The organism is Streptosporangium sp. NPDC000563, from assembly GCF_040299985.1.
Classification (GTDB): Bacteria; Actinomycetota; Actinomycetes; order Streptosporangiales; family Streptosporangiaceae; genus Streptosporangium.
In genome coordinates this window covers 177342-196687 of sequence record NZ_JBEPDA010000001.1, presented here as the reverse complement: position 1 = coordinate 196687, position 19346 = coordinate 177342, and the positions used below count along the sequence as shown (strand labels likewise).

Below are 19346 nucleotides of genomic sequence, written 5' to 3'. Positions count from 1 at the left end.
AATCACGGTAACCTCAACGTCGCGTAGCTCATTCAACGGGGAGGGGGCTTGACGATGCCAGCCGTCGTCAGCGATGCCGAGGTTACCCTGGCCGATGTTCTCTCACTTCGGCTGGCCGTCGACGAACCCTTGGCCGACGGCACCGAACTGGTCCTGCGTAACCGGGCCACCTCGGTCGAGAGCCGGGTGCCGCTGGGCACTCCGGACGCACGGATGCGCAAGGCGGAGCTGGCGGTCTCACTCGCCCCGCTCGCCCTCGGTCCCGGCCGCTGGGACACCTACCTGCAACAGGGCAAGGCGCGCACGCGGCTGCGCAGCGTCGACCCCGGATTCTCCCTCGACCATCTCGAGGCGTACGCGCTGAGCCGCCGCACGCTGGCCTACCGCGCCTACCGGACCCGCAACGGCTTCCTCGCCCTGAAGATCGACGACGCCCGGCCGACGGCGGAGGTCCGTTCCGTCTGGTTCAGGGAGGGGCGCTTCGAGGTCACCGGGCTGCTCGCCTTCACCGGCCTCGACGACGACGAGGCGAGGCACGAGGCGAAGCTCGCCCTGCGCCGCAGCCGGCCCGACGCCGAGCTGACCTCCATTGCAACGGTCCAGGGGGTGCGCTTCCACGCGGCGCTCTCGCTGTGCGACGTGCTCGCCGCCGCCCCCGACCAGACCGGCACCTGGGAGCCCTCCCTGGAGGTACGCGGCGTGGCCACGCCGCTGCGGCTGGGCTCCCGGCTGGACGACGTCGACGGCAAGCGCCGCCGCCTGCACTACCCCGCCGCGCAGATCGACGGGGTGCCGATCCGTCCCTGCTACACGGCGGACGACGAGCTCAGGATCGAGGTCGGCGGGTGAGGATCTGCCTGCTCACCCCATCCGTCTACGGCATGCGCGGTGACGTACGCTCGATCGTCAACCTCGCGGGAGAGCTGGCAGAACGTCACGAGGTCGAGATCATCAGCGTCCGCCGCCAGCGGGAGAAACCGTTCTTCCCCGTGGCGTCCGGTGTGAAGCTCTCCTGGGTGGTCGACGCCCAGCCGGGCGGCAGATCCCTGCTTCCCCGGGGCCAGATGCGCACCGAGGTCGCCCTCTGGCGGCGGCTGCGCGGGCTGAGGGCCGACGTGCTCGTCAGCACCCGGCCGGTGCTGAGCGTCCAGGTGGCCAGGCACGCGCCGCGCGACATCACGCGGATCGCCCGGGAGTGGGGCCGGCCGCCCGTACCGGGGCCGATCAGGAAGTTCTACCCGCGCCTGGACGCGGTCGCCACCGCCACCGAGACGAGCCGGCAGGAGTGGGACCACCTCCTGGGCGGGAACGTGCCGGTCAACGTGATCCCCGACGCGCTGCCCGCGGGGCCGTGGCCGCGCTCGCGGATGGACAACCGCATCGTCGCCGCCGGAGGGCGTCTGGTGCCGGCGAAGGCGCACGACCGGCTGATCCGCGCGTTCGCCGTCGTCGCGGGCAAACGCCCCGACTGGCGGCTGCGCCTGTACGGCGGGGGGCCGGAGGAGAAGCGCCTGCGCGCCCTCGTCGGTGACCTCGACCTGCACAACCACGTCTACTTCATGGGAACGACCTCCGACCTCACCGGCGAGTTCGCCAAGGCGTCGATCGTGGCGAGCACCTCCAGGACGGAGGTGCTCGGCATGGCCGTGATCGAGGCGATGGCGAGCGGGGTACCGGTGATCGCGTTCGGCGGCCCCCGTGGACCGGGCGAGCTCGTGGCCGACGGCAGGAACGGAGTGCTGGTCGCCGAGGGGGAGGACGAGATCGAGGCGTACGCGTCCGCGATGCTCGCGCTCATCGACGACGAGCGGCGGCGCAGGGAGCTGGCCGCGGGGGCGCTGGAGGTCGCGGCGGGCCACGGCGCGTCCTCGGTGGCCGACCGCTGGGAGAAACTGATCGCGGCGACATCCCGCCGCGCCTGACACCGGTACCGTTGGGACATGCATGGGTACAGCGGTGACAAACAGGCTTATCTGACCCGGTTGCGGCGTGTCGAGGGGCAGATCAGGGGCCTGCAGCGGATGGTCGAAGAGGATGCCTACTGCATCGACGTGCTGACCCAGGTCTCGGCCGCCACGCGGGCGCTCCAGGCGGTGGCGCTCGGCCTGCTGGAGGACCACATCGGGCACTGTGTCGCCGACGCCATCAGCGCCGGGGGGCCGGAGGCGGAGGAGAAGGTCAAGGAGGCGTCGGCCGCGATCGCCCGTCTCGTCCGTTCGTGACTAGTCACATGACTATCTTTTCCGACCACGTCCCGGACCCCGTCGAAGGGTCCGGGACAAGGTCTTGGAAACGGTTCTTCCCGAGGCCTCAGCAAACAGCCGAAGCGCTCAATCCGAGCGCGTTGTCGAGCTCCACCGAGGTGAGGGGCCGTTCGCTCATCGCGACGGCGGACAGCACCTCGGCATAGAGCGCGATCTCGTCCAACGCGACACGGTCGTGGACCCTAGAGTCCAGGTCGTCGTGCCCCACCGCGTCGTCCTTCCTTCCGCAGCCCACACCCACTTCGAGGTTACGGCGGGCGGTCATCGGTGCCCATGGCCCATCGGGACCATTCCTCGCCCCGCCCGACACGTCCTCACGGAGGATCATTTCCCGTTTAGGAGATCACAATTCAGCTAATTGTCCGATGCGCAGGGGGCTAGAAGGATATAGGGGGAGTAAGGATGAAATAACTAAATTTGTGGTTTAAGCATACTGATGTGGGTCAGAAGTGGCGGGGGTAAGTCCCTGACACAGGAGGGACCGGGTCGTCGCGCTCGTGCGTCAGCCGGTGCACCACCGCCGAGGCCGTCGCGAACCCGCGCTCCGGTATCTCGGTCCCGGTCAGGCGGCACCACGCGAGCCCCGTGGCGTAGGCGGCACCGAGCAGAGCCGCGGCGGCGTTGCGGTCCGGCGGGTGCAGCGCGGAAGGCAGCTCGCCCGAGCGCGGCCAGCATCCCCTCAGCGGATGCGAGGCGTCGGTGAGCACCACGTGGAGGATGTGCCGCAGCTCGGGATCCAGCCACGGGTAGAGACGGTCGGCCGCCCTGGGCGCGACACCCGACAGGTCGGCGGCGAGCAGTGAGGCGGCCACCGCCCGCGGGTCGGCGCCCATCGGGGCGAGGAACCCCAGCGACTGGACCAGGTCGTAGAGCGCGTGCTGGAAGTGCTCGCCCGGCGAGTCGTCGGGCAGCGTCATGTGGGGCGGGCAGCGGGAAAGCCACGCGTTCCGCACCGCGTCGTCGCCCTGGTGCGCGATGGCGGGATCCTGACAGGCCCGGCGGAGCAACGGCTCGATCATGGACAGCAGGGCGTCGGCCTTCGGCCTGAACCTCGGATCCGCACGCACCACGGCGGCGGTGTCGGCCATCAGCGCGACCAGCCGCAGGCCCGCCTCGGGGTGCCCGGCCCTGACCCGCTCGCCGTAGAGCGCGACCAGGTCGTCCAGCGAGGTGGGCGGCAGCCAGCGGACCCACTCGTCGCCGGGCAGCGGGCGGGCCAGGAACTCCCCGAACATCGACAGCAACACCTCGTTGCCGTCGAAGGCCGGGGCGTAGGCGCACCACATGAGCGTGCCCCAGATCGCGGCGACGGGACTGGCCACCTCCCCGGCGAAGAGTCCGGCGAACGGCCCGGTGACGGGAAAGTCCTCCCTGCGCCTGCCGCGCTGGGCGATCACCAGCTCGCGGACCCTCTCGGTGATCTCGTACGGCACGTCGGGGCCGACGAACCCCTGGACCGACCCCCGGTCGACGGCGAAGTCGGCGCCGGTCGGTATCAGGTGCTGCATGATCATCGAGGTGACGTTGACCACGTGCGCCGCGGCGCGGAAGCCCCGGTCGGCGGGGGGAGCGGTGAGGTGCCAGCGGCCGTCGGCGGGATCCTGGCGGTACCAGCGGGCGTGGGCGCCGAACAGCCAGCGCCCGCCGTCCGGGGTGGACAGCGTGCGCTGGGCGATGGCCTGGGCGCGTGCGAGCGGCGGCAGCGCCGTCCACCGTGGGTCGGTGACCATGGTCCGCACGTCGTTCTCGACGGCGTCGAACCCATCCCACTGCCACATGCCGGTCATCGGCATTCCGGGGCGAGTACCCACAGCCTGGTGCCACGGGCGGGACGCCCCTGCCTCCCTTCGGTCAAGCGGTCAAGGTCGTTGCCAGGCCCCGCGATCCCCCGATCGGGCCTCGCACGATCGTAAGGCTCTCCCCGCCACCGTGTCGGGGAGCGTGCGCCACGACCCGGGTCGGGAGTCAGGCCGGTGGCACGGGGGTCGCGGCCCGGTGGCGGGCCGCCTTGGCGACGTAGCCGGCCGGAGTACCGGCGAACAGGGCGCGGTCGTCGTCGGTGAGCTCACGGACGATCTTTCCGGGGACGCCCGAGACGAGCACCCCGGCGGGGATCCGCTTCCCCGGCGCCACCAGGGCACCCGCCGCGATCAGCGATCCCGCGCCGACCCTGGCGCCGCCCAGCACGATCGCGCCGATGCCCACGAGCGCACCGGTCTCCACATGGGCCCCGTGCACCATGGCCTTGTGCCCGAGGCTCACCCGGGGCTCCAGCACGGCGGGCTGACCGGGATCGGCGTGCAGGCAGCACAGGTCCTGGATGTTGCACTCCTCCCCGACCTCGACGTCCTCGTCGTCGCCGCGCAGGACCGAGCCGTACCAGACGTTCGCGGCACGGCCCAGCCGTACCCTCCCGACGACCACCGCTCCGGGGGCGATGTAGGCGTCCGGATGGATCTGCGGGATCGCGTCGCCGTCGAGGGCCGCGATGTAGGGCGTGACGTTCATGTGAACGATGTTACGAGGAGTCGATCTGTCCGGTATTTCCGCAAGCACGTCGGGCGTTCCGGTTGCAGACTTGGGCAGTAAGCAGGAAAGTCGTCTCCTGACGTCTCCTTTTCCGCCACACAACCTCCACGGGTAGTGCTATGACAAACCAGCACGAGAGCTTTCCCGACCTGATGCATGAGGACTCGTTCGAGGTCGTCATGCGCGGCTACAGCCGTCGTCAGGTTCACGACTATATGGACCGCCACCGCCACCAGATCCGCGACCTGGAGGAGCGGCTCGGGCGCGCGATCGACCAGGCCGAACAGAGCCGGATCGAGCTGGCCGAGGCTCGTAAGCGGCTTTCCGACGCCCCGCAGGACTACGACGAGCTCGGCCAGCGGCTCAGCCAGATACTGAAACTCGGTGAGGAGGAGGCCACCTCCAAGAAGCAGGTCGCCGAGGCCGAGGCGATCAAGCTCCGCGACGACGCGGCGATGGAGGCCGAGCGGCTGATCACCTCCGCGCAGGATCGGGCCGAGGGCATCCTGAACGCCGCGCAGCAGGAGGCCGAGCGCCGGGTGGCCGAGGCCACCGCGGCCGCCGAGCAGATGCTGTCCCAGGCGGGCAACGACGCCGAGGAGACGCTCAACGCGGCCCGCGCCGAGTCCGAGGACACCCTGCGCAGCGCCCGCACCGAGGCCGACCGGATGGTCACCTCGGCGCGGAACGAGGCCGAGCGGACGGTCCAGGAGGCCCGCGCCGAGGCCGACTCCACGCTGAGCGCCGCCCGCGCCGAGGCGGAGGCGACCGTGCTCGCCGCCAACAACGACGCGCACTCCACCCTGTCGGCGGCACAGCAGCGCGCCGCCGCCCTGGACGAGACCACCGGCCGCCGGGTCGTCTACCTCACCGACACCCACCACGAGGTCATGCGCCGTCTGCACGAGATGGGCACCGTCCTGGGCGACCTGCTCCACCGTGAGAGTTCGGCGGGACCTCTGATCGACGAGAGCTCCGTGCTGCCCCCGGCCCGCGTCCAGCCGGCGCTGGCCGCCCCCGCCACGGGGCCTGACGCCGTCTCCGGGGCCGCCCCCGAGGAGACGCCAGACGACGTCCACGGCACACCCGGCGCCGCGGACGCCGTCGCGTCCTCCGACGCGGAGGCGTCGCCGGGACAGGCCGGGCCCACCGGATCCGGGGACGCGTCCATGGGCGGGCGGAACGCCGGGTTCGACTCACCCGACCTGGAGTCCGTACGCGTGATCGTGGACGACGACACCGTCGGGGGCGCGGACGAGCGGCGTGGCAAGGACGAGGACCGTGCCGAGGAGACGCGCGTCGAGGTGTACGACGACACCGACCTCGCCGGCGACACCGACCTCGGTCCGGCCGCGGAGAAGGCCGGCAAGGACGAGGACAAGTACGCCACCCCCAGAAGAAAGTAAGAGCCCTCGCCCTCGGAGGCATGAGGGGGGAACCCGCACGGCCGTGGAGACGTCGGCCCCGAAGACCGTGAGGGGCTCGCACGGCCGTGCAGACGGGTGAGGAGACTCGCGGAAGCCTCCGCCCCGACGGGGGGTGAGGATCAAGCGGAAGCCCCCGCCCCCGATCGGGTCGGGGACTTCCGCGATTGGGGGCCCGGCGCCGGGACCGCATCGGATCCGCTCATCCCGGCACCGGGCGGTCTTCAGGGGTCCGTCTCCGGCTCGGTGTCGCCGGAACGTTCCCGTTGGTCGAGTAGCTGCTCACGCAGCCCTTCCGGATCGTCCGCGTCGATGGTCATCGCGCAGCCGACATCACGCTGGGCGGAGGTCAGCGGGTGGTGGCGGGTTGCCCACCACCGACCCGCGTCGCTCCGCCAGATCGTCCAGTCGGGAAACTCCCGGGCGATCTCAGCGAGATGTCGGTCGAGAGACATCTGTGCACCTTCCCCGCGCCCAGGCCCGTCTGTGCGACGCTCCACCTCTGACGGTGAGGCACTTCTCTAGAGAAATCAATGATCGCGGGGGACAGGTCAACCTATCGGTTGACGGATGGTCTTGATCTATGAGTCGAAGTCGTATTGAAGTACGTAAGAGGCGGCGTCGAGAGTCATCTCGTTCACCTCGACGGCGACGCCGTCCACGGTGCGGGCGACCCGGGCGATCACGATGACCGGGGTGCCCGCGGGCAGGTCGAGCTGGACGGTCTCGTGGGGATGGGGCATGCGGGCCCTGATCTCCTCGGTGAAGTGCGCCGGGGCGTGGCCGAGCTCGCCGAGGCGCGCGTAGACGCCTCCGGGGCCCGTGTCCTCTCTCGTGATCGCGGTTCCGTCCACCAGGAGGGCGGGGAAGTGGGAGACCGACAGTTGCACCGGCCGCTCGTCCACCGAGTAGCGTCGCCTGCGGACCCACACCTCGGAGCTGCCCAGCACTCTGGCCACGGCGTCCTCGGCGGTCTCCCGGTCGATGTCCACCTGGTCCACGGTGTAGGGGCGCCCCCTGGTGTCGGAGTCCCAGATCGCCTCACCGCGCTCCCAATGGTCACGGGAGAGCCGCCGGGAGCCGTGCCGCCTGATGGGGCGGAACTGCCTGACGTACACCCCTGAGCCGCGCTTGGGGACGGCGAGGCCTTCGTTGATTAGTACGGACAGGGCCTGCCTGGCGGTGGCACGGGCTATGCCGTGACTGGCCATCAGGGCGTTCTCGCCCGGAAGCCGATCCCCGTCTCGGAGATCGCCGGACAGGATCGCTTCGCGAAGCCCGTCGGCGATGCGCCGATAGATCGGGGGCTCGGGAGGTACCGGGGAATGCTGCACGTTCGATCACCCTCTGTCACCAACCGGGTTTGGCGTCTCCAGAGAACTTGCCCCGCCTTGTCCACGATCGCACAGATACGGAGGTTGGTATCGTGCTTCTTTTGGGAGGATCGTGCCCGTGTGGCGATCTTAAAGAGTTTTCCCGGTCCGTTACCGTGGAACGGTCCTGACCGGTATTCGTGCGGCCCACCATCGGCGCGTGACGGCCGCGGCCAGCACGGCCCCCGCCGCGTTGAGGATCACGTCGTCGACGGAGCTGACCCGCCCCAGGCGCAGGGCGTACTGGAGGACCTCCACGGTGAGCGACGCCCCGGCCGCCACGGCCGCGATCCGGGTGAGCGAGGCGAACCGCGCAGAACGGACGGGAAGCATCGCCCCGAGCGCGGCGAAGACCAGGAGGTTCCCCCCGACCTGCACGAACGCCGTCTGTCCCGGTCCGTGAAGTGTCGCCCACAGATCCGAGAACGGGACAGGACTGACGCCGGAGATCCCCGCTCCGGGGGTGAGGATCATCCAGATCCAGGGTGCGGTCCCCGCCACCGCGACCACGTCGGCCAGGGCGGTGCGCGCCGGGAAGGGGTGGCCGGAGCGGGTGCGGCGGAGGGTGAGCAGGCAGGCGGCGACGACGACCGCGGGGACCGCGAGCAAGGCCGCCAGAACGACATTCCCCCACTGCTGCCACGTCTGGTGCACAAGGCACATGATGGGGTGCGCGGAGTCCTCTCGGGCGGCCTTCGAGGTTACGAGAAGGTGACCTCCAGGCAAGGGGCGTTCTCACCCCGTGAGCGGCTCCCCGAACGGCGAAAGGGTGCCCGGCCCGCCAGGGTGACGCCCTTCAGGGGAGGGTGGGCAACGGGAGGTTGCGTCCGAGGAAGTGCACGGCCTGGTCCCAGGCGGCCCGCGCGGCCTCCCGGTCGTAGAACTGGGGGGCCTCGTGGTTGTGGAAGGCGTGCCCGGCCTCCTCGGCGACGTACACCCTGACGTTCGGCCGGCCGGACGCGGCCTCCTCCACCACGGCGACCCGCTCCCGAGGGATGTAGGGGTCGGAACCGCCGAAGACGAGCAGCAGCGGGCAGGTGATCTTCTCCAGCATGCCCGAGGCGTCGGGGACGGCGGACCCGTAGAACGACAGGACCGCGTCCACCTCGACCGTGGCCGCGAGCAGGTAGCCGATGGAACCCCCGAGGCAGAACCCGACCACCCCGGCCCCACCCTCGGCCTCGGGCAGTTCCCGCAGGTGCGTCAGGGCGACGGCGGAGTCGGCCACCCCCTGGGGGACGTCGAACGTGGAGACCATCTCGACCGACAGGGCCGTTCCCGCGTCGTCGTGGCCTGACACCCAGTTGGGCCGGATCCGCCAGAACAGGTCCGGCGCGCCGACGACGTAGCCGAGCGCGGCCAGGTCCTCGGCGACCTTCCTGATGTACGGTCCCACCCCGTAGATCTCCTGGACCAGCAGGATGACCGGGCCCCGGCCGCTCGGGGGAAGCCACAGGTGCAGGTCGAACGAGCCGTCGGCGACGGTGACCGTCTCGGTGCGAACTTCCACGGGATCCTCCTGCTGGCGTGTCGACCGCCGGCGTTCCGGCGTATGACGGACGAACGGTCGGCGAACCGTATACCCGCCGAACGCGGACAGATGTGCGGTATCGAATCGGCCCCTTTGCCGGAGAACGGATGGTTGGTCGCGCAGGCCCGGAAAACCCGCCGAGTATGGACGTGTTCCGCCGATAAGGTGCGCCTGTGGACACCCTGGAAAGCCTCGTCATCACCAGGCGGCTTCGAGTTCCCGTCGACGCTCCCGCCGCCTCCACCCCGGGCTGGGGAGAGACGGCCTGTCGCCCCGCTCGGCGCGGGACCGTACCCGGATCGCCACCCGCGTCTCGGTCACCTCGGCGCGGCCGACCGCCCGTCAGATGGTCCTGGCCAGAGCGCGGGAGATGCCCAGGGCGGCGGCCTTGACGGCCGGGGCGAGCCGGGTGGGCTGGAAGCGGGCCAGCGGCACCGAGACCGAGAGCGCGGCCACGGCCACGCCGTCGCCGAACACCGGGGCCGCGATGCAGGCGCCGCCCAGCTGGGCCTCCTCCCGCTCGTAGGCGAGCCCCGCCGCCTGGATCTGGCCGATCGCCTCCTCCAGGCGCCGGGGGTCGACGATCGAGTGCGGGGTCAACCGGCGCAGCGGGCGGCCGAGGACCTCGTCGATCAGGTCGGGCCCCGAGTAGGCGAGCAGGGCCTTCCCGATCCCGGTGCACGTCAGCGGGAGGCGCCCGCCGACGCGCGAGGGCAGGGCGAACGTCTCCTGACCGCGGATCTTCTCGACGTAGACGACGTCGAGGCCGTCGCGCACACCGAGGTGGACGGTCTCGTGGGTCGCCTCGTAAAGGTCGTGCATGAAGGGGAGCGCCGCGTGTCTCAGGTCGCGCTCCAGGGGCACGATGCTCCCGAGCTCGAAGAGGCGACGGCCGAGATAGTAGCCGTCGGGGCGGCGGGTGATCGCGCCGATCGCGGTCAGTTCCGTGAGCAGCCGGAAGGCGGTGGTCTTGGGCAGGTGGCAGCGCTCGGCGACGTCGGCCAGCCGCAGCGGTCCTCCCGTGGGGCGGAACGCGTCGAGTACGAGCCAGGATTTCTCCAGCAGGGACAGACGGTCGGGGTTCCGTTTCACGGAACCCATTCTTGCCTACGGCCGTTTGCGGCCCTATACCCGTACGTAGTGACCTGAAGGAGCATCTTCCCGAGGAGCAGACTTGTCTGACCAGGTGAACCACTTCATCGGTGGGGTGCCGGTCGCCGAGGGCGCGACGTTCGCCACCCATGACCCGGTGACCGGCCGACCGGTGCGCGAGGTCCGCGAGGCGGACCGGGACGTCGTCGACAGGGCGGTCTCCGCGGCCCGCGAGGCCCTGCCCGGATGGGCCGCGCTGCCGGTGGCGGAGCGCGCCACCTGGATGCGCCGTCTCGCCGACGCGATCGAGGAGCGGTTCGAGGACCTGGTGGCGGCGGAGATCGCCGACACGGGGAAGTCGATCACCCAGACCCGCACCCTGGACATCCCGCGCGGAGCCGCGAACTTCCGGTCGTTCGCCGAGATCGCGGCCCAGCACCCGGAGGACGCGTTCCACCTCACGGACGTGCTGAGCTACACCGTGCGCAAGCCACTCGGCGTGGTGGCGGTGATCGTGCCGTGGAACCTGCCGTTCCTGCTGGCGACCTGGAAGCTCGGTCCCGCGCTCGTCGCGGGCAACACCGTCGTGGTCAAGCCCTCGGAGCACACGCCGGGCTCGGTCGCGGTGCTCGCGGAGATCGCCGCCTCGATCGGTCTGCCGCCCGGTGTCCTCAACGTCGTGAACGGCTTCGGCGGCGGCTCCACCGGCCAGTTCCTGGTGGAGCACCCCGGCGTGGACGCGGTCACCTTCACCGGCGAGAGCCGTACCGGATCGACGATCATGAAGGCGGTCGCGGACCGGGTCAAGCCCGTCTCGTTCGAGCTGGGCGGCAAGAACGCCGGGCTGGTCTTCGCCGACGCCGACCTGGACGCGGCCGTCGAGGGAAGCGTGCGGTCGGTCTTCACCAACGGCGGCCAGGTCTGCCTGTGCACCGAGCGGCTCTACGTGGAGCGGCCCGTCTTCGAGGAGTTCACCGCGCGGCTGGCCAGGCGCGCCGGTGACCTGCGGTTCGGCCGCCCCTCCGACGAGGACACCACGATGATGCCGATGATCTCCGCCGAGCACCGGGACAAGGTGCTCTCCTACTACGAGCTGGCCAAGCACGAGGGCGCCGAGATCCGCGCGGGTGGCGGGGTGCCGAGTTTCGGCGACGACCGCGACGGCGGCTACTACGTCGAACCCACCGTGCTGACCGGCCTGCCGCCGGACTCCCGGGTGAACCGGGAGGAGATCTTCGGACCCGTCTGCCACGTCACCCCGTTCGACACCGAGGCCGAGGCGGTCGGGCTCGCCAACGACAGCGAGTACGGCCTGGCGGCGACCGTCTGGACCTCCAACCTGAGCCGGGCCCACCGGGTCGCCAGGTCGCTGGAGGCCGGGCTGGTCTGGGTCAACACCTGGTACCTGCGCGACCTGCGCACCCCCTTCGGCGGGGTGAAGCTGTCCGGCATCGGCCGCGAGGGCGGCACGCGCTCGCTGGACTTCTACTCCGAGCCCACCACGATCACCATCAAGCTGGAGCCTGGACATGACTGAGTGGAGCGAGGCCACCGACGTGCGCGTGGAGGCGGCCGACCGGTTGCTCGACGCGGCCAGGAGCGGCAAGCCGTGCGCCCCGGTGCGCGAGATGCTGCCGAGCGGGAGCGCCGAGACCGGCTACGCCGTACAGGAGATCAACACCAGGCGGGCGCTGGACGAGGGCAGGAGGCTGGTCGGCAGGAAGATCGGGCTCACCTCCGCCGCGGTCCAGCGCCAGCTCGGCGTGGACCAGCCGGACTTCGGGATGCTCTTCGCCGACATGGCCTATCTCGACGGCCTGCCCGTGCCGACCGGCCGTTTCCTGCAGCCCAAGGTCGAGGCGGAGGTCGCGCTCGTCCTCGGGAGCGACCTGGAGGGCGGTCCGTTCACGGTCGCCGACGTCATCCGGGCGGTCGACTTCGCGCTGCCCGCGATCGAGATCGTCGACAGCCGCGTCGCGGGATGGGACATCGCCCTCGTCGACACGATCGCCGACAACGCCTCCAGCGGCGCGTTCGTCCTCGGCAACACCCCGGTGAGCCTGCGCGGCCTGGACCTGCGCCTCGCCGGGATGACCATGAACCGGCACGGCGAGGAGGTCTCCACCGGGGTGGGCGCGGCCTGCCTGGGGCATCCGCTCAACGCCGCGGTCTGGCTCGCCGACGCGCTGGGCGGTACGGACTTCCCACTGCGCGCCGGGGACGTCGTGCTCACCGGCGCGCTCGGCCCGATGGTCGGCGTCGAGCCGGGCGACGTGTTCGAGGCCCACATCGAGGGCCTCGGCTCGGTCAGGACGGTCTTCTCGTGAGAGCCCACGAACCTCTCGTGAGAGCCCACGAACCTCGTCCTCAGCCGGGAGTCGGCCGCCGCCCCGCCGCCCACGACCTTCTCGTGAGAGCCCACGAACCGGACCGGCCCGTGAAGCCCGGGGAGCCCGGCAGGTCCTGGGGAGTCGGCAATCCCGGAGAGCTCGGGGAGTCCGGCAAGTCCTGGGAGTTCGGGGCGTCCTGGGAGTTCGGGGAGTTCGGGGAGCTCGAAGGACCAGGGGAACTCGTACGACGTGTGAAAGCGGGCCTGTTGTGAAGATCGCCATCATCGGTTCGGGGAACATCGGCACCGACCTGATGTTCAAGGCACTGCTGTCGAAGAAGGTCGAGGTCGTCGCGATGGCGGGCATCGACCCCGACTCCGACGGACTGGCCCGCGCCCGCCGCCGCGGGGTCGCCACCACCCACGAAGGCGTCGAAGGACTGGTCGCGCTGCCCGGGTTCGCCGAGGTGGACGTCGTCCTCGACGCGACCTCGGCCGGGGCGCACCGGCACAACGACCGGGTGCTCAGGGCGCACGGCAAGCGCGTCATCGACCTCACCCCCGCCGCGATCGGCCCCTACGTGGTGCCTCCGGTCAACCTGGAGGACCACCTCACCGAACCGAACCTCAACATGGTCACCTGCGGTGGGCAGGCCACCATCCCGATCGTCGCGGCGGTCGCCTCGCGGGTGCCCGTCCGGTACGCGGAGATCGTCGCCTCCATCTCCTCCCGGTCGGCGGGGCCCGGCACGCGGGCCAACATCGACGAGTTCACCGAGACGACCTCCCGGGCGATCGAGCGGGTCGGCGGGGCGGCGAGGGGCAAGGCGATCATCATCCTCAACCCGGCGGAGCCGCCGCTGATCATGCGGGACACGGTCTACTGCCTGGTGGACGAGTGCGACGAGGCGACCGTGGCGGAGGTGAAGGACGCCGTGCTGGAAATGGTGGCGCGGGTCAACGACTATGTGCCGGGCTACCGCCTCAAACAGGACATACAGCTTGAGACGATCCCGGCTGGGGAGCCGCTCCCCGACGGCACCCGCGACGGCGGTGTGAAGGTGACCGTCTTCCTGGAGGTGGAGGGCGCCGCCCACTACCTGCCCGCCTACGCCGGCAACCTCGACATCATGACCTCCGCCGCGCTGCGCACCGCCGAGCGGCTCGCCGAGGTGACGGAGCGGGCCGCGGACGCGGGCCGCGCGCAAGACCGGGACCGCACGGACCTGGCCGCTCGTACGGACGCGGAGGTGGGCGCGTGAAGCTCTACGTGCAGGACGTGACACTGCGGGACGGCATGCACGCCATCCGGCACCGCTACACCGTCGCCCAGGCCGCCGAGATCGCCGCGGCCCTCGACGCCGCCGGGGTGGCGGCGATCGAGATCGCGCACGGCGACGGCCTCTCCGGGGGCAGTTTCAACTACGGCGCGGGCGCGCACACCGACGACGAGTGGATCGAGGCGGTCGCCGGTGCCGTACGGCGGGCGAAGCTGACCACCCTGCTGCTGCCCGGCATCGGCACCATCGACGACCTCAGGCGTGCGCACGCCCTCGGTGTCACCTCGGTCAGGGTCGCCACCCACTGCACCGAGGCCGACATCTCCGCCCAGCACATCTCCACCGCGCGCGAGCTCGGGATGGACGTGGCCGGGTTCCTGATGATGTCCCACATGACCTCCGCCGACGAACTGGCGCGGCAGGCGGCGCTCATGGAGTCGTACGGCGCCCACTGCGTCTACGTGACCGACTCCGGCGGCCGGTTGACCATGGACGGGGTGCGGGAGCGGGTCAGGGCCTACCGCTCGGTGCTCGACGAGGGTACGGAGATCGGCATCCACGCCCACCACAACCTGGGCCTCGGCGTGGCCAACTCGGTCGTCGCGGTGGAGAACGGCACCTACCGGGTGGACGCCTCCCTGGCCGGGATGGGCGCGGGGGCGGGCAACTGCCCGATCGAGGTGTTCGTCGCGGTGGCCGACCTGATGGGTTGGGAGCACGGCTGTGACCTGCACGCCCTGATGGACGCGGCCGACGACCTGGTCAGGCCGCTGCAGGACCGGCCGGTCCGGGTGGACAGGGAGACGCTGACGCTCGGCTACGCGGGTGTCTACTCCAGCTTCCTGCGGCACGCGGAGGCGGCCTCGGCGCGCTACGGGGTCGACACCCGGACCATCCTCACCGAGGTGGGCCGCCGCCGGATGGTGGGCGGCCAGGAGGACATGATCGTGGACATCGCGCTGGACCTGGCACGGACCGGGGAGCCGTCGTGACACGGGCGGTCCTCCGGCTCTCCCCGGCTCCCGCCGAGCTCTTTCGTCGAGCGTCGTAGTGGTGTCACCGTCCTCGGGCTCCCGCCGGGCCCTTTCACCGAACGCTGTGGCGATGTCACCGTCCCCCGGCTCCCGCCGAGTCCCTTCACCGAGCGCCGCAGTGGCGCCCGCGAGAAAGATGGTGTCCCAGTGACCGACCTGCACAAGCTCGCCGCCGTCCTGGACGAGGCCGCCCGCACCGGTCGCGCGGTGCCGAGGCCCGAGCAGGACTACGGCGTGGCCGACGCCTACCGGGTCCAGGAGGAGCTGATCCGGCTCCGCCTGGAGCGCGGGGACCGGCTCGCCGGGGTGAAGCTGGGCTTCACCAGCGAGGGTAAGCGCCGCCAGATGGGGGTGCACGACGTCATCTTCGGCCGGGTGCCGGAGTCGTCGGCCATCCTCGACGGCTCGTACGCGGATATTTCTGGATTCATCCATCCGAGGGTGGAGCCGGAGGTCGTCTACCTCATCGGCCGGCGCATCGCGTCGCCGGGCGACGCGCTCGCGCCGGGCGCCGTCGCGGCCGTCGCGGCCGGTATCGAGGTGATCGACTCGCGCTACGAGGACTTCAGGTTCTCGCTGCCCGACGTGATCGCCGACAACACCTCGGCCGCCGGGTACGTCGTCGGCCCCTGGCAGCCGTACGACCCGTCGCGCTGGAACCTGGGCGTCGTCCTGGAGATCGACGGGCGCGTGGTCCAGACCGGATCGACCGGTGCGATCCTGGGCGACCCGCGCAGGGCACTCGCCGAGGCCGTGCGCCTCGCCCTCCAGGCGGGGATGGTCCTGGAGCCGGGCTGGGTCCTGCTCGCCGGTGCCGCCACGCCCGCCGAGCCGCTGGTGCCCGGTGCGCGGGTGCGGGCCGAGATCCAGCACCTGGGCTCGGTCTCGTTCACCGCCTCCGTGCCCGAACCTGCCTCCGCGTCCGAATCCGCCTCCGCACCCGGTCCGACGACGCCGGGGGCCTCGGCCGAGACGCCGGGGGTTTCCGGGGTACGGGGGGCTTCGGAGAGGCCGGGCACTTCTGGGGAGGAATCATGAGCGAAGGGCTCGTCGTCGAGGGAAAGGCGACGCCGCGAGGAAGGTTTCCGCACGTCAAGCGTGCGGGAGACCTCCTGTACGTGTCCGGGACCAGCTCACGCAGGCCCGACAACACGATCGTGGGAGCCGAGGTCGACGAGTTCGGCACGGTGAAGCTCGACATCGCCGAGCAGACCAGGGCGGTGATAGAGAACATCGGAGACATCCTCAAGGCGGCGGGAGCCGACCTGAGCGATCTCGTGCAGATCACCACCTACCTGGTGAACATCAATGACTTCGGCGGATACAACGCGGTCTACGCGGAGTACTTCGACGAGACCGGCCCGGCACGCACCACCGTGGCCGTCCACCAACTGCCCCACCCGCACCTGCTCATCGAGATTCAGGCCGTGGCCCATCGACCGGAGGTTCGCCCATGACCGCCCCCATCGACCTCACCAAGTGGATCGACGAGCACGCCCACCTGCTCAAGCCGCCGGTGGGCAACAAGATGGTCTTCGAGAACACCGGCGACTTCATCGTCATGGTCGTCGGGGGGCCGAACGCGCGGACCGATTTCCACATCGACCCGTACGAGGAGCTCTTCTACCAGATCCGCGGCAACATGCACGTCAACATCATGACCCCCGAGGGGCCGGAGACCGTGCACGTGCGCGAGGGCCAGATGTGGCTGCTCCCGGGGAACACGCCGCACTCGCCGCAGCGCCCGGAGGAGGGGTCGATCGGCCTGGTGGTGGAGCGGATCAGGCCGGAAGGCGTGCTGGAGAAGTTCCTCTGGTACTGCCCGCGGTGCAGCGGCGTGGTCCACGAGGTGGAACTCCAGGTCCGTGACATCGTGACCGACCTGCCGCCGATCTTCCAGGCGTTCTACGACGACGAGAAGGCGCGTACCTGCGGGAACTGCGGCACCGTCCACCCCGGCAAGGGATAGCCGTTGATCATCGACGTTCACACGCACCACGTCCCCAAGGGCTGGCCCGATTTGGGCTGGCCGGGGGCGCCCCGGCTCAGGGTCGACTCCGAGCGGGAGGCCGTGATCCTGCTCGGGGATCGGGAGTTCCGCCGGATCGCCGACGACTGCTGGAATCCCTCGGTCCGCCTGGAACGGATGGACGCCGACGGGGTGGACGTTCAGGTCGTCTCCCCGACGCCGGTCTTCTTCTCCTACGAGCGTCCGGCGGCCGAGGCCGTACGGGTCGCGAGGGTGTTCAACGACCTGGCGCTGGAGATCTGCGCGTCCGAGCGGCTGGTGCCGTTCTGCCAGGTGCCGCTCCAGGATCCCGATCTGGCCTGCGCCGAGCTGGACCGGTGCCTCGCCTCCGGGCACGCGGGCGTCGAGATCGGCAACCACGTCGGCGACCGCGACCTCGACGACGAGGGAATCGTCCAGTTCCTCCAGCACTGCGCCTCGGTGGGGGCACCTGTCTTCGTCCATCCCTGGGACATGGGGGGTGGTCCCCGGCTGGAGCGCTGGATGGCGCAGTGGCTGGTCGGCATGCCCGCCGAGACGCACCTGTCGGTGCTCGCCCTGATCCTGGGCGGCGTCCTCGACCGGGTGCCGAAGACGTTGCGCCTGTGCTTCGCGCACGGCGGCGGCTCGTTCGCCTTCTGGCTCGGCCGCTTCGAGAACGCCTGGCACCGTCGCAACGACCTGGTCGGGGTCTCGGAGTTTCCCCCGTCGCACTATCTCGACCGGTTCAGCGTGGACTCGGTCGTGTTCGACGAGCGGGCACTGCGACTGCTGGTCGACACGATGGGAGAGGACGGGGTGATGCTCGGCTCCGACTTCCCCTACCCGCTGGGCGAGTCACCGGTGGGCTCGCTGATCCGCCGGGCGGGGTTTCTCTCCGACACCGCCCGCGCCAAGCTGCTCGGCGGCAACGCCACCCGGTTTCTCGGACGCTGAGCGGGACCGGCCGCCGGGCCGAAGTCCGGAAGGGACGCGCCGCCGGGGGACCGGGAGGCTCAGCGCCTGCTCAGGCGGCGTCCCCTGTACATCGGGTGGTTGGTCTCCCAGTATTTCCAGCCCTCCACCCGCGCGGGGACGTTGGCCACTCCGGCGGCGATCTTGCGCACCCGGCAGGTGTAGATCTGGCGCCACGCGGAGAATCCCACCCGGTAGCCGAAAACGCGATACCACATGTTTCCGTACTTGCCGTCGGTGATCTCCTGTGCGTATTCGTGCCCGGTCTCGACGATGTATTCCTCGGCGAGCAGCGGACTGACCAGATTTCTCAACTGGCGGATCAACTCGCCCCTGTCGATCTCGCTGAGTTTCTCCCTTTCCAGTTCCATCTCGGCGTAGACGCGGTGCTGCCGGGTGACGGAAACCGTCATCGTGCCGCCGGGGCCGTCGATGAAGCGCGTGCGGGGAACGAAGAAATTCCTCGGTCTGAAGGAGTGGAACCTGAAGAAGGACCTCGGCCTGCATTTCTTGCGCGCCTGATCCAGAAGCGTGTGGCGGGGACCGTCGGTGTCGTTTCCGGTTTCCGTGCCCGTCGCGGTGTTGCCGGTTCCGGTGCCGACCCCGTTGTCGGTGTCTCTGTCTCTGGAGGAGGGGGAGGCGCTGGTGGAGGTGCTGGTCGACGTGATGGACGAGTCGGAGTCGGGTGACGGGTCGCCGAGCGCGGACGAATTGGAGTCGGGTGACGGGTCGCCGAGCGCGGACGCGGTGGCGGGTGCGGGGAGAGCGGAGGGCACGGTGACCGTGAGGGCCAGACAGAGGAATCCGGTGAGGGCCGGCATCGCCGGCCCTTTCTTCGGCCGGTACCCTTTCCGTCGTTTACGTATGGTTGCGGCGCTTTTTTGAGGGTGGGGAGTGAGCATGGAGACACCATTCCCTTCGAGACACAGTCTGTGGTCGCGACCAATCCACTGACCGGAATGCGGTTTTTACCGGTGCGCCGAGCCGCTTCATCGTGACAGTGACGATGCTTACAGCCTCACGTGAGGGCCATGTGATGACACGCCGAGACCAAGTCCACTGGAAAAGGAAAGGGTGCACGGAAGGGAACTACATTGATCGATCGTCCACGGGCGACGGTTCGTCGCCGATCTGTGAGGGCGCGTCGAGCGTGGCGACGAGCCTCTTGGGAGCGATGGCGCGGTAGCTCTCCTCGACCCAGTCGAGGAGTATCTCGGTCTCCAGGAGCGCGCTCGCGTTCATCAGGGAGATCGAGACCCATCCCGTTTTGGCCAGTCCGTAGCCGGACGGCTTGACGCCGTGGAACGCCAACGCGTGGCCGCTCGACTCCGGCAACTTCATCCCGACTCTCGGCCTCCATTTCTCGGTCGGCTCTTCGACGCCGAGGAAGAGAAAGATCTTCTTGTTGACTTTGACGACCGTGTCGTCCCAAGGGTGGTCCTCGTAGGTCTCCGGCAGGCGCAACGCGAACTCGCGCAGCGTCTCGCGGACCTCACGCCAGTTGTCCATGGCGCCCATTCTGAACCTC

At 70.2% G+C, this 19346-nt stretch carries 22 protein-coding genes; 13 read left to right on the top strand and 9 right to left on the bottom strand.

What is annotated here, in order from left to right; all coding sequences use genetic code 11:
* Nucleotides 1-54: 54 nt before the first annotated feature.
* Genes ABT352_RS00975 through ABT352_RS00965 form a run of 3 tightly spaced genes read left to right on the top strand, consistent with a single transcriptional unit; the run spans nucleotide 55 to nucleotide 2222 of the window.
* Complete coding sequence (locus ABT352_RS00975) at nucleotides 55-849, top strand: hypothetical protein (RefSeq protein WP_350943515.1); 795 nt, start codon at nucleotides 55-57, stop codon at nucleotides 847-849.
* Nucleotides 846-1922, top strand: a complete 1077-nt coding sequence (locus ABT352_RS00970; protein WP_350941510.1) for a glycosyltransferase — start codon at nucleotides 846-848, stop codon at nucleotides 1920-1922. The genes ABT352_RS00975 and ABT352_RS00970 overlap by 4 nt, the downstream gene beginning before the upstream one ends.
* A gap of 18 nt (nucleotides 1923-1940) precedes the next feature.
* Nucleotides 1941-2222: a metal-sensitive transcriptional regulator gene (locus ABT352_RS00965; protein WP_350941509.1), complete on the top strand. Its 282-nt coding sequence runs from the start codon at nucleotides 1941-1943 to the stop codon at nucleotides 2220-2222.
* 485 nt (nucleotides 2223-2707) lie between these two features.
* Here the strand turns inward: ABT352_RS00965 and ABT352_RS00960 are convergent, their stop codons facing one another.
* Nucleotides 2708-4051: a hypothetical protein gene (locus ABT352_RS00960; RefSeq protein ID WP_350941507.1), complete on the bottom strand. Its 1344-nt coding sequence runs from the start codon at nucleotides 4049-4051 to the stop codon at nucleotides 2708-2710.
* Between the two features lie 178 nt (nucleotides 4052-4229).
* Nucleotides 4230-4772 (bottom strand): gamma carbonic anhydrase family protein, encoded by a 543-nt coding sequence (locus ABT352_RS00955; RefSeq protein WP_350941505.1) that lies wholly within the window; start codon nucleotides 4770-4772, stop codon nucleotides 4230-4232.
* Between the two features lie 140 nt (nucleotides 4773-4912).
* On the opposite strand from ABT352_RS00955, the gene ABT352_RS00950 reads away from it, so the two are divergent.
* Complete coding sequence (locus tag ABT352_RS00950; RefSeq protein ID WP_350941503.1) at nucleotides 4913-6199, top strand: polarized growth protein Scy-related protein; 1287 nt, start codon at nucleotides 4913-4915, stop codon at nucleotides 6197-6199.
* 242 nt (nucleotides 6200-6441) lie between these two features.
* On the opposite strand, the gene ABT352_RS00945 is transcribed toward ABT352_RS00950, so the two are convergent.
* The 5 genes from ABT352_RS00945 to ABT352_RS00925 form a co-directional block, all read right to left on the bottom strand.
* Nucleotides 6442-6672, bottom strand: a complete 231-nt coding sequence (locus ABT352_RS00945; RefSeq protein WP_350941501.1) for a hypothetical protein — start codon at nucleotides 6670-6672, stop codon at nucleotides 6442-6444.
* Nucleotides 6673-6798: 126 nt separating this feature from the next.
* Nucleotides 6799-7551: a GntR family transcriptional regulator gene (locus tag ABT352_RS00940; RefSeq protein WP_350941500.1), complete on the bottom strand. Its 753-nt coding sequence runs from the start codon at nucleotides 7549-7551 to the stop codon at nucleotides 6799-6801.
* A 150-nt stretch (nucleotides 7552-7701) separates the two neighbouring features.
* Nucleotides 7702-8244 carry a VanZ family protein gene (locus tag ABT352_RS00935; RefSeq protein WP_350941498.1) on the bottom strand — a complete coding sequence of 181 codons (543 nt, stop codon included), beginning with the start codon at nucleotides 8242-8244 and terminating at the stop codon, nucleotides 7702-7704.
* A gap of 142 nt (nucleotides 8245-8386) precedes the next feature.
* Nucleotides 8387-9100 (bottom strand): dienelactone hydrolase family protein, encoded by a 714-nt coding sequence (locus tag ABT352_RS00930; RefSeq protein WP_350941496.1) that lies wholly within the window; start codon nucleotides 9098-9100, stop codon nucleotides 8387-8389.
* A 363-nt stretch (nucleotides 9101-9463) separates the two neighbouring features.
* Nucleotides 9464-10222 (bottom strand): IclR family transcriptional regulator, encoded by a 759-nt coding sequence (locus ABT352_RS00925; protein ID WP_350941495.1) that lies wholly within the window; start codon nucleotides 10220-10222, stop codon nucleotides 9464-9466.
* Nucleotides 10223-10295: 73 nt separating this feature from the next.
* Between ABT352_RS00925 and ABT352_RS00920 the strand changes: the two genes are divergently transcribed.
* From ABT352_RS00920 to ABT352_RS00880, 9 genes are all read left to right on the top strand, one after another.
* Nucleotides 10296-11750 carry a 2-hydroxymuconic semialdehyde dehydrogenase gene (locus ABT352_RS00920; protein WP_350941493.1) on the top strand — a complete coding sequence of 485 codons (1455 nt, stop codon included), beginning with the start codon at nucleotides 10296-10298 and terminating at the stop codon, nucleotides 11748-11750.
* Nucleotides 11743-12540 carry a 2-keto-4-pentenoate hydratase gene (locus tag ABT352_RS00915; RefSeq protein ID WP_350941492.1) on the top strand — a complete coding sequence of 266 codons (798 nt, stop codon included), beginning with the start codon at nucleotides 11743-11745 and terminating at the stop codon, nucleotides 12538-12540. The genes ABT352_RS00920 and ABT352_RS00915 overlap by 8 nt, the downstream gene beginning before the upstream one ends.
* A gap of 83 nt (nucleotides 12541-12623) precedes the next feature.
* Nucleotides 12624-12815 carry a hypothetical protein gene (locus ABT352_RS00910; protein ID WP_350941490.1) on the top strand — a complete coding sequence of 64 codons (192 nt, stop codon included), beginning with the start codon at nucleotides 12624-12626 and terminating at the stop codon, nucleotides 12813-12815.
* The gene (locus tag ABT352_RS00905) at nucleotides 12812-13804 is read left to right on the top strand and encodes an acetaldehyde dehydrogenase (acetylating) (RefSeq protein ID WP_350941489.1); all 993 of its coding nucleotides are present in this window, start codon (nucleotides 12812-12814) and stop codon (nucleotides 13802-13804) included. Before ABT352_RS00910 ends, ABT352_RS00905 begins: the two co-directional genes overlap by 4 nt.
* Nucleotides 13801-14814 carry a 4-hydroxy-2-oxovalerate aldolase gene (gene dmpG, locus ABT352_RS00900; RefSeq protein ID WP_350941487.1) on the top strand — a complete coding sequence of 338 codons (1014 nt, stop codon included), beginning with the start codon at nucleotides 13801-13803 and terminating at the stop codon, nucleotides 14812-14814. The genes ABT352_RS00905 and dmpG overlap by 4 nt, the downstream gene beginning before the upstream one ends.
* A 189-nt stretch (nucleotides 14815-15003) precedes the next feature.
* Nucleotides 15004-15894, top strand: a complete 891-nt coding sequence (locus ABT352_RS00895; protein WP_350941485.1) for a 2-keto-4-pentenoate hydratase — start codon at nucleotides 15004-15006, stop codon at nucleotides 15892-15894.
* On the top strand, nucleotides 15891-16313 hold the full coding sequence (locus ABT352_RS00890) for a RidA family protein (protein ID WP_350941483.1): 423 nt from the start codon (nucleotides 15891-15893) through the stop codon (nucleotides 16311-16313). The genes ABT352_RS00895 and ABT352_RS00890 overlap by 4 nt, the downstream gene beginning before the upstream one ends.
* On the top strand, nucleotides 16310-16825 hold the full coding sequence (locus tag ABT352_RS00885) for a 3-hydroxyanthranilate 3,4-dioxygenase (protein WP_350941482.1): 516 nt from the start codon (nucleotides 16310-16312) through the stop codon (nucleotides 16823-16825). The genes ABT352_RS00890 and ABT352_RS00885 overlap by 4 nt, the downstream gene beginning before the upstream one ends.
* Nucleotides 16826-16828: 3 nt before the next feature.
* Entirely contained in the window at nucleotides 16829-17800 is a 972-nt protein-coding gene (locus ABT352_RS00880; RefSeq protein ID WP_350941480.1) for an amidohydrolase family protein, read from the top strand.
* 59 nt (nucleotides 17801-17859) lie between these two features.
* Here ABT352_RS00880 and ABT352_RS00875 read toward each other — a convergent pair whose 3' ends face one another.
* Nucleotides 17860-18639: a hypothetical protein gene (locus ABT352_RS00875; RefSeq protein WP_350941479.1), complete on the bottom strand. Its 780-nt coding sequence runs from the start codon at nucleotides 18637-18639 to the stop codon at nucleotides 17860-17862.
* Between the two features lie 268 nt (nucleotides 18640-18907).
* Nucleotides 18908-19336, bottom strand: a complete 429-nt coding sequence (locus ABT352_RS00870; protein ID WP_350941478.1) for an MmcQ/YjbR family DNA-binding protein — start codon at nucleotides 19334-19336, stop codon at nucleotides 18908-18910.
* Between the last annotated feature and the right edge of the window lie 10 nt (nucleotides 19337-19346).

Coding starts and splice junctions, on each gene's coding strand:
- ABT352_RS00975 (WP_350943515.1), top strand. CDS start 55: ATGCCAGCCGTCGTCAGCGATGCCGAGGTTACCCTGGCCGATGTTCTC.
- ABT352_RS00965 (WP_350941509.1), top strand. CDS start 1,941: ATGCATGGGTACAGCGGTGACAAACAGGCTTATCTGACCCGGTTGCGG.
- ABT352_RS00960 (WP_350941507.1), bottom strand. CDS start 4,051: ATGACCGGCATGTGGCAGTGGGATGGGTTCGACGCCGTCGAGAACGAC.
- ABT352_RS00955 (WP_350941505.1), bottom strand. CDS start 4,772: ATGAACGTCACGCCCTACATCGCGGCCCTCGACGGCGACGCGATCCCG.
- ABT352_RS00950 (WP_350941503.1), top strand. CDS start 4,913: ATGACAAACCAGCACGAGAGCTTTCCCGACCTGATGCATGAGGACTCG.
- ABT352_RS00945 (WP_350941501.1), bottom strand. CDS start 6,672: ATGTCTCTCGACCGACATCTCGCTGAGATCGCCCGGGAGTTTCCCGAC.
- ABT352_RS00925 (WP_350941495.1), bottom strand. CDS start 10,222: ATGGGTTCCGTGAAACGGAACCCCGACCGTCTGTCCCTGCTGGAGAAA.
- ABT352_RS00915 (WP_350941492.1), top strand. CDS start 11,743: ATGACTGAGTGGAGCGAGGCCACCGACGTGCGCGTGGAGGCGGCCGAC.
- ABT352_RS00890 (WP_350941483.1), top strand. CDS start 15,891: ATGAGCGAAGGGCTCGTCGTCGAGGGAAAGGCGACGCCGCGAGGAAGG.
- ABT352_RS00885 (WP_350941482.1), top strand. CDS start 16,310: ATGACCGCCCCCATCGACCTCACCAAGTGGATCGACGAGCACGCCCAC.
- ABT352_RS00875 (WP_350941479.1), bottom strand. CDS start 18,639: ATGCCGGCCCTCACCGGATTCCTCTGTCTGGCCCTCACGGTCACCGTG.
- ABT352_RS00870 (WP_350941478.1), bottom strand. CDS start 19,336: ATGGGCGCCATGGACAACTGGCGTGAGGTCCGCGAGACGCTGCGCGAG.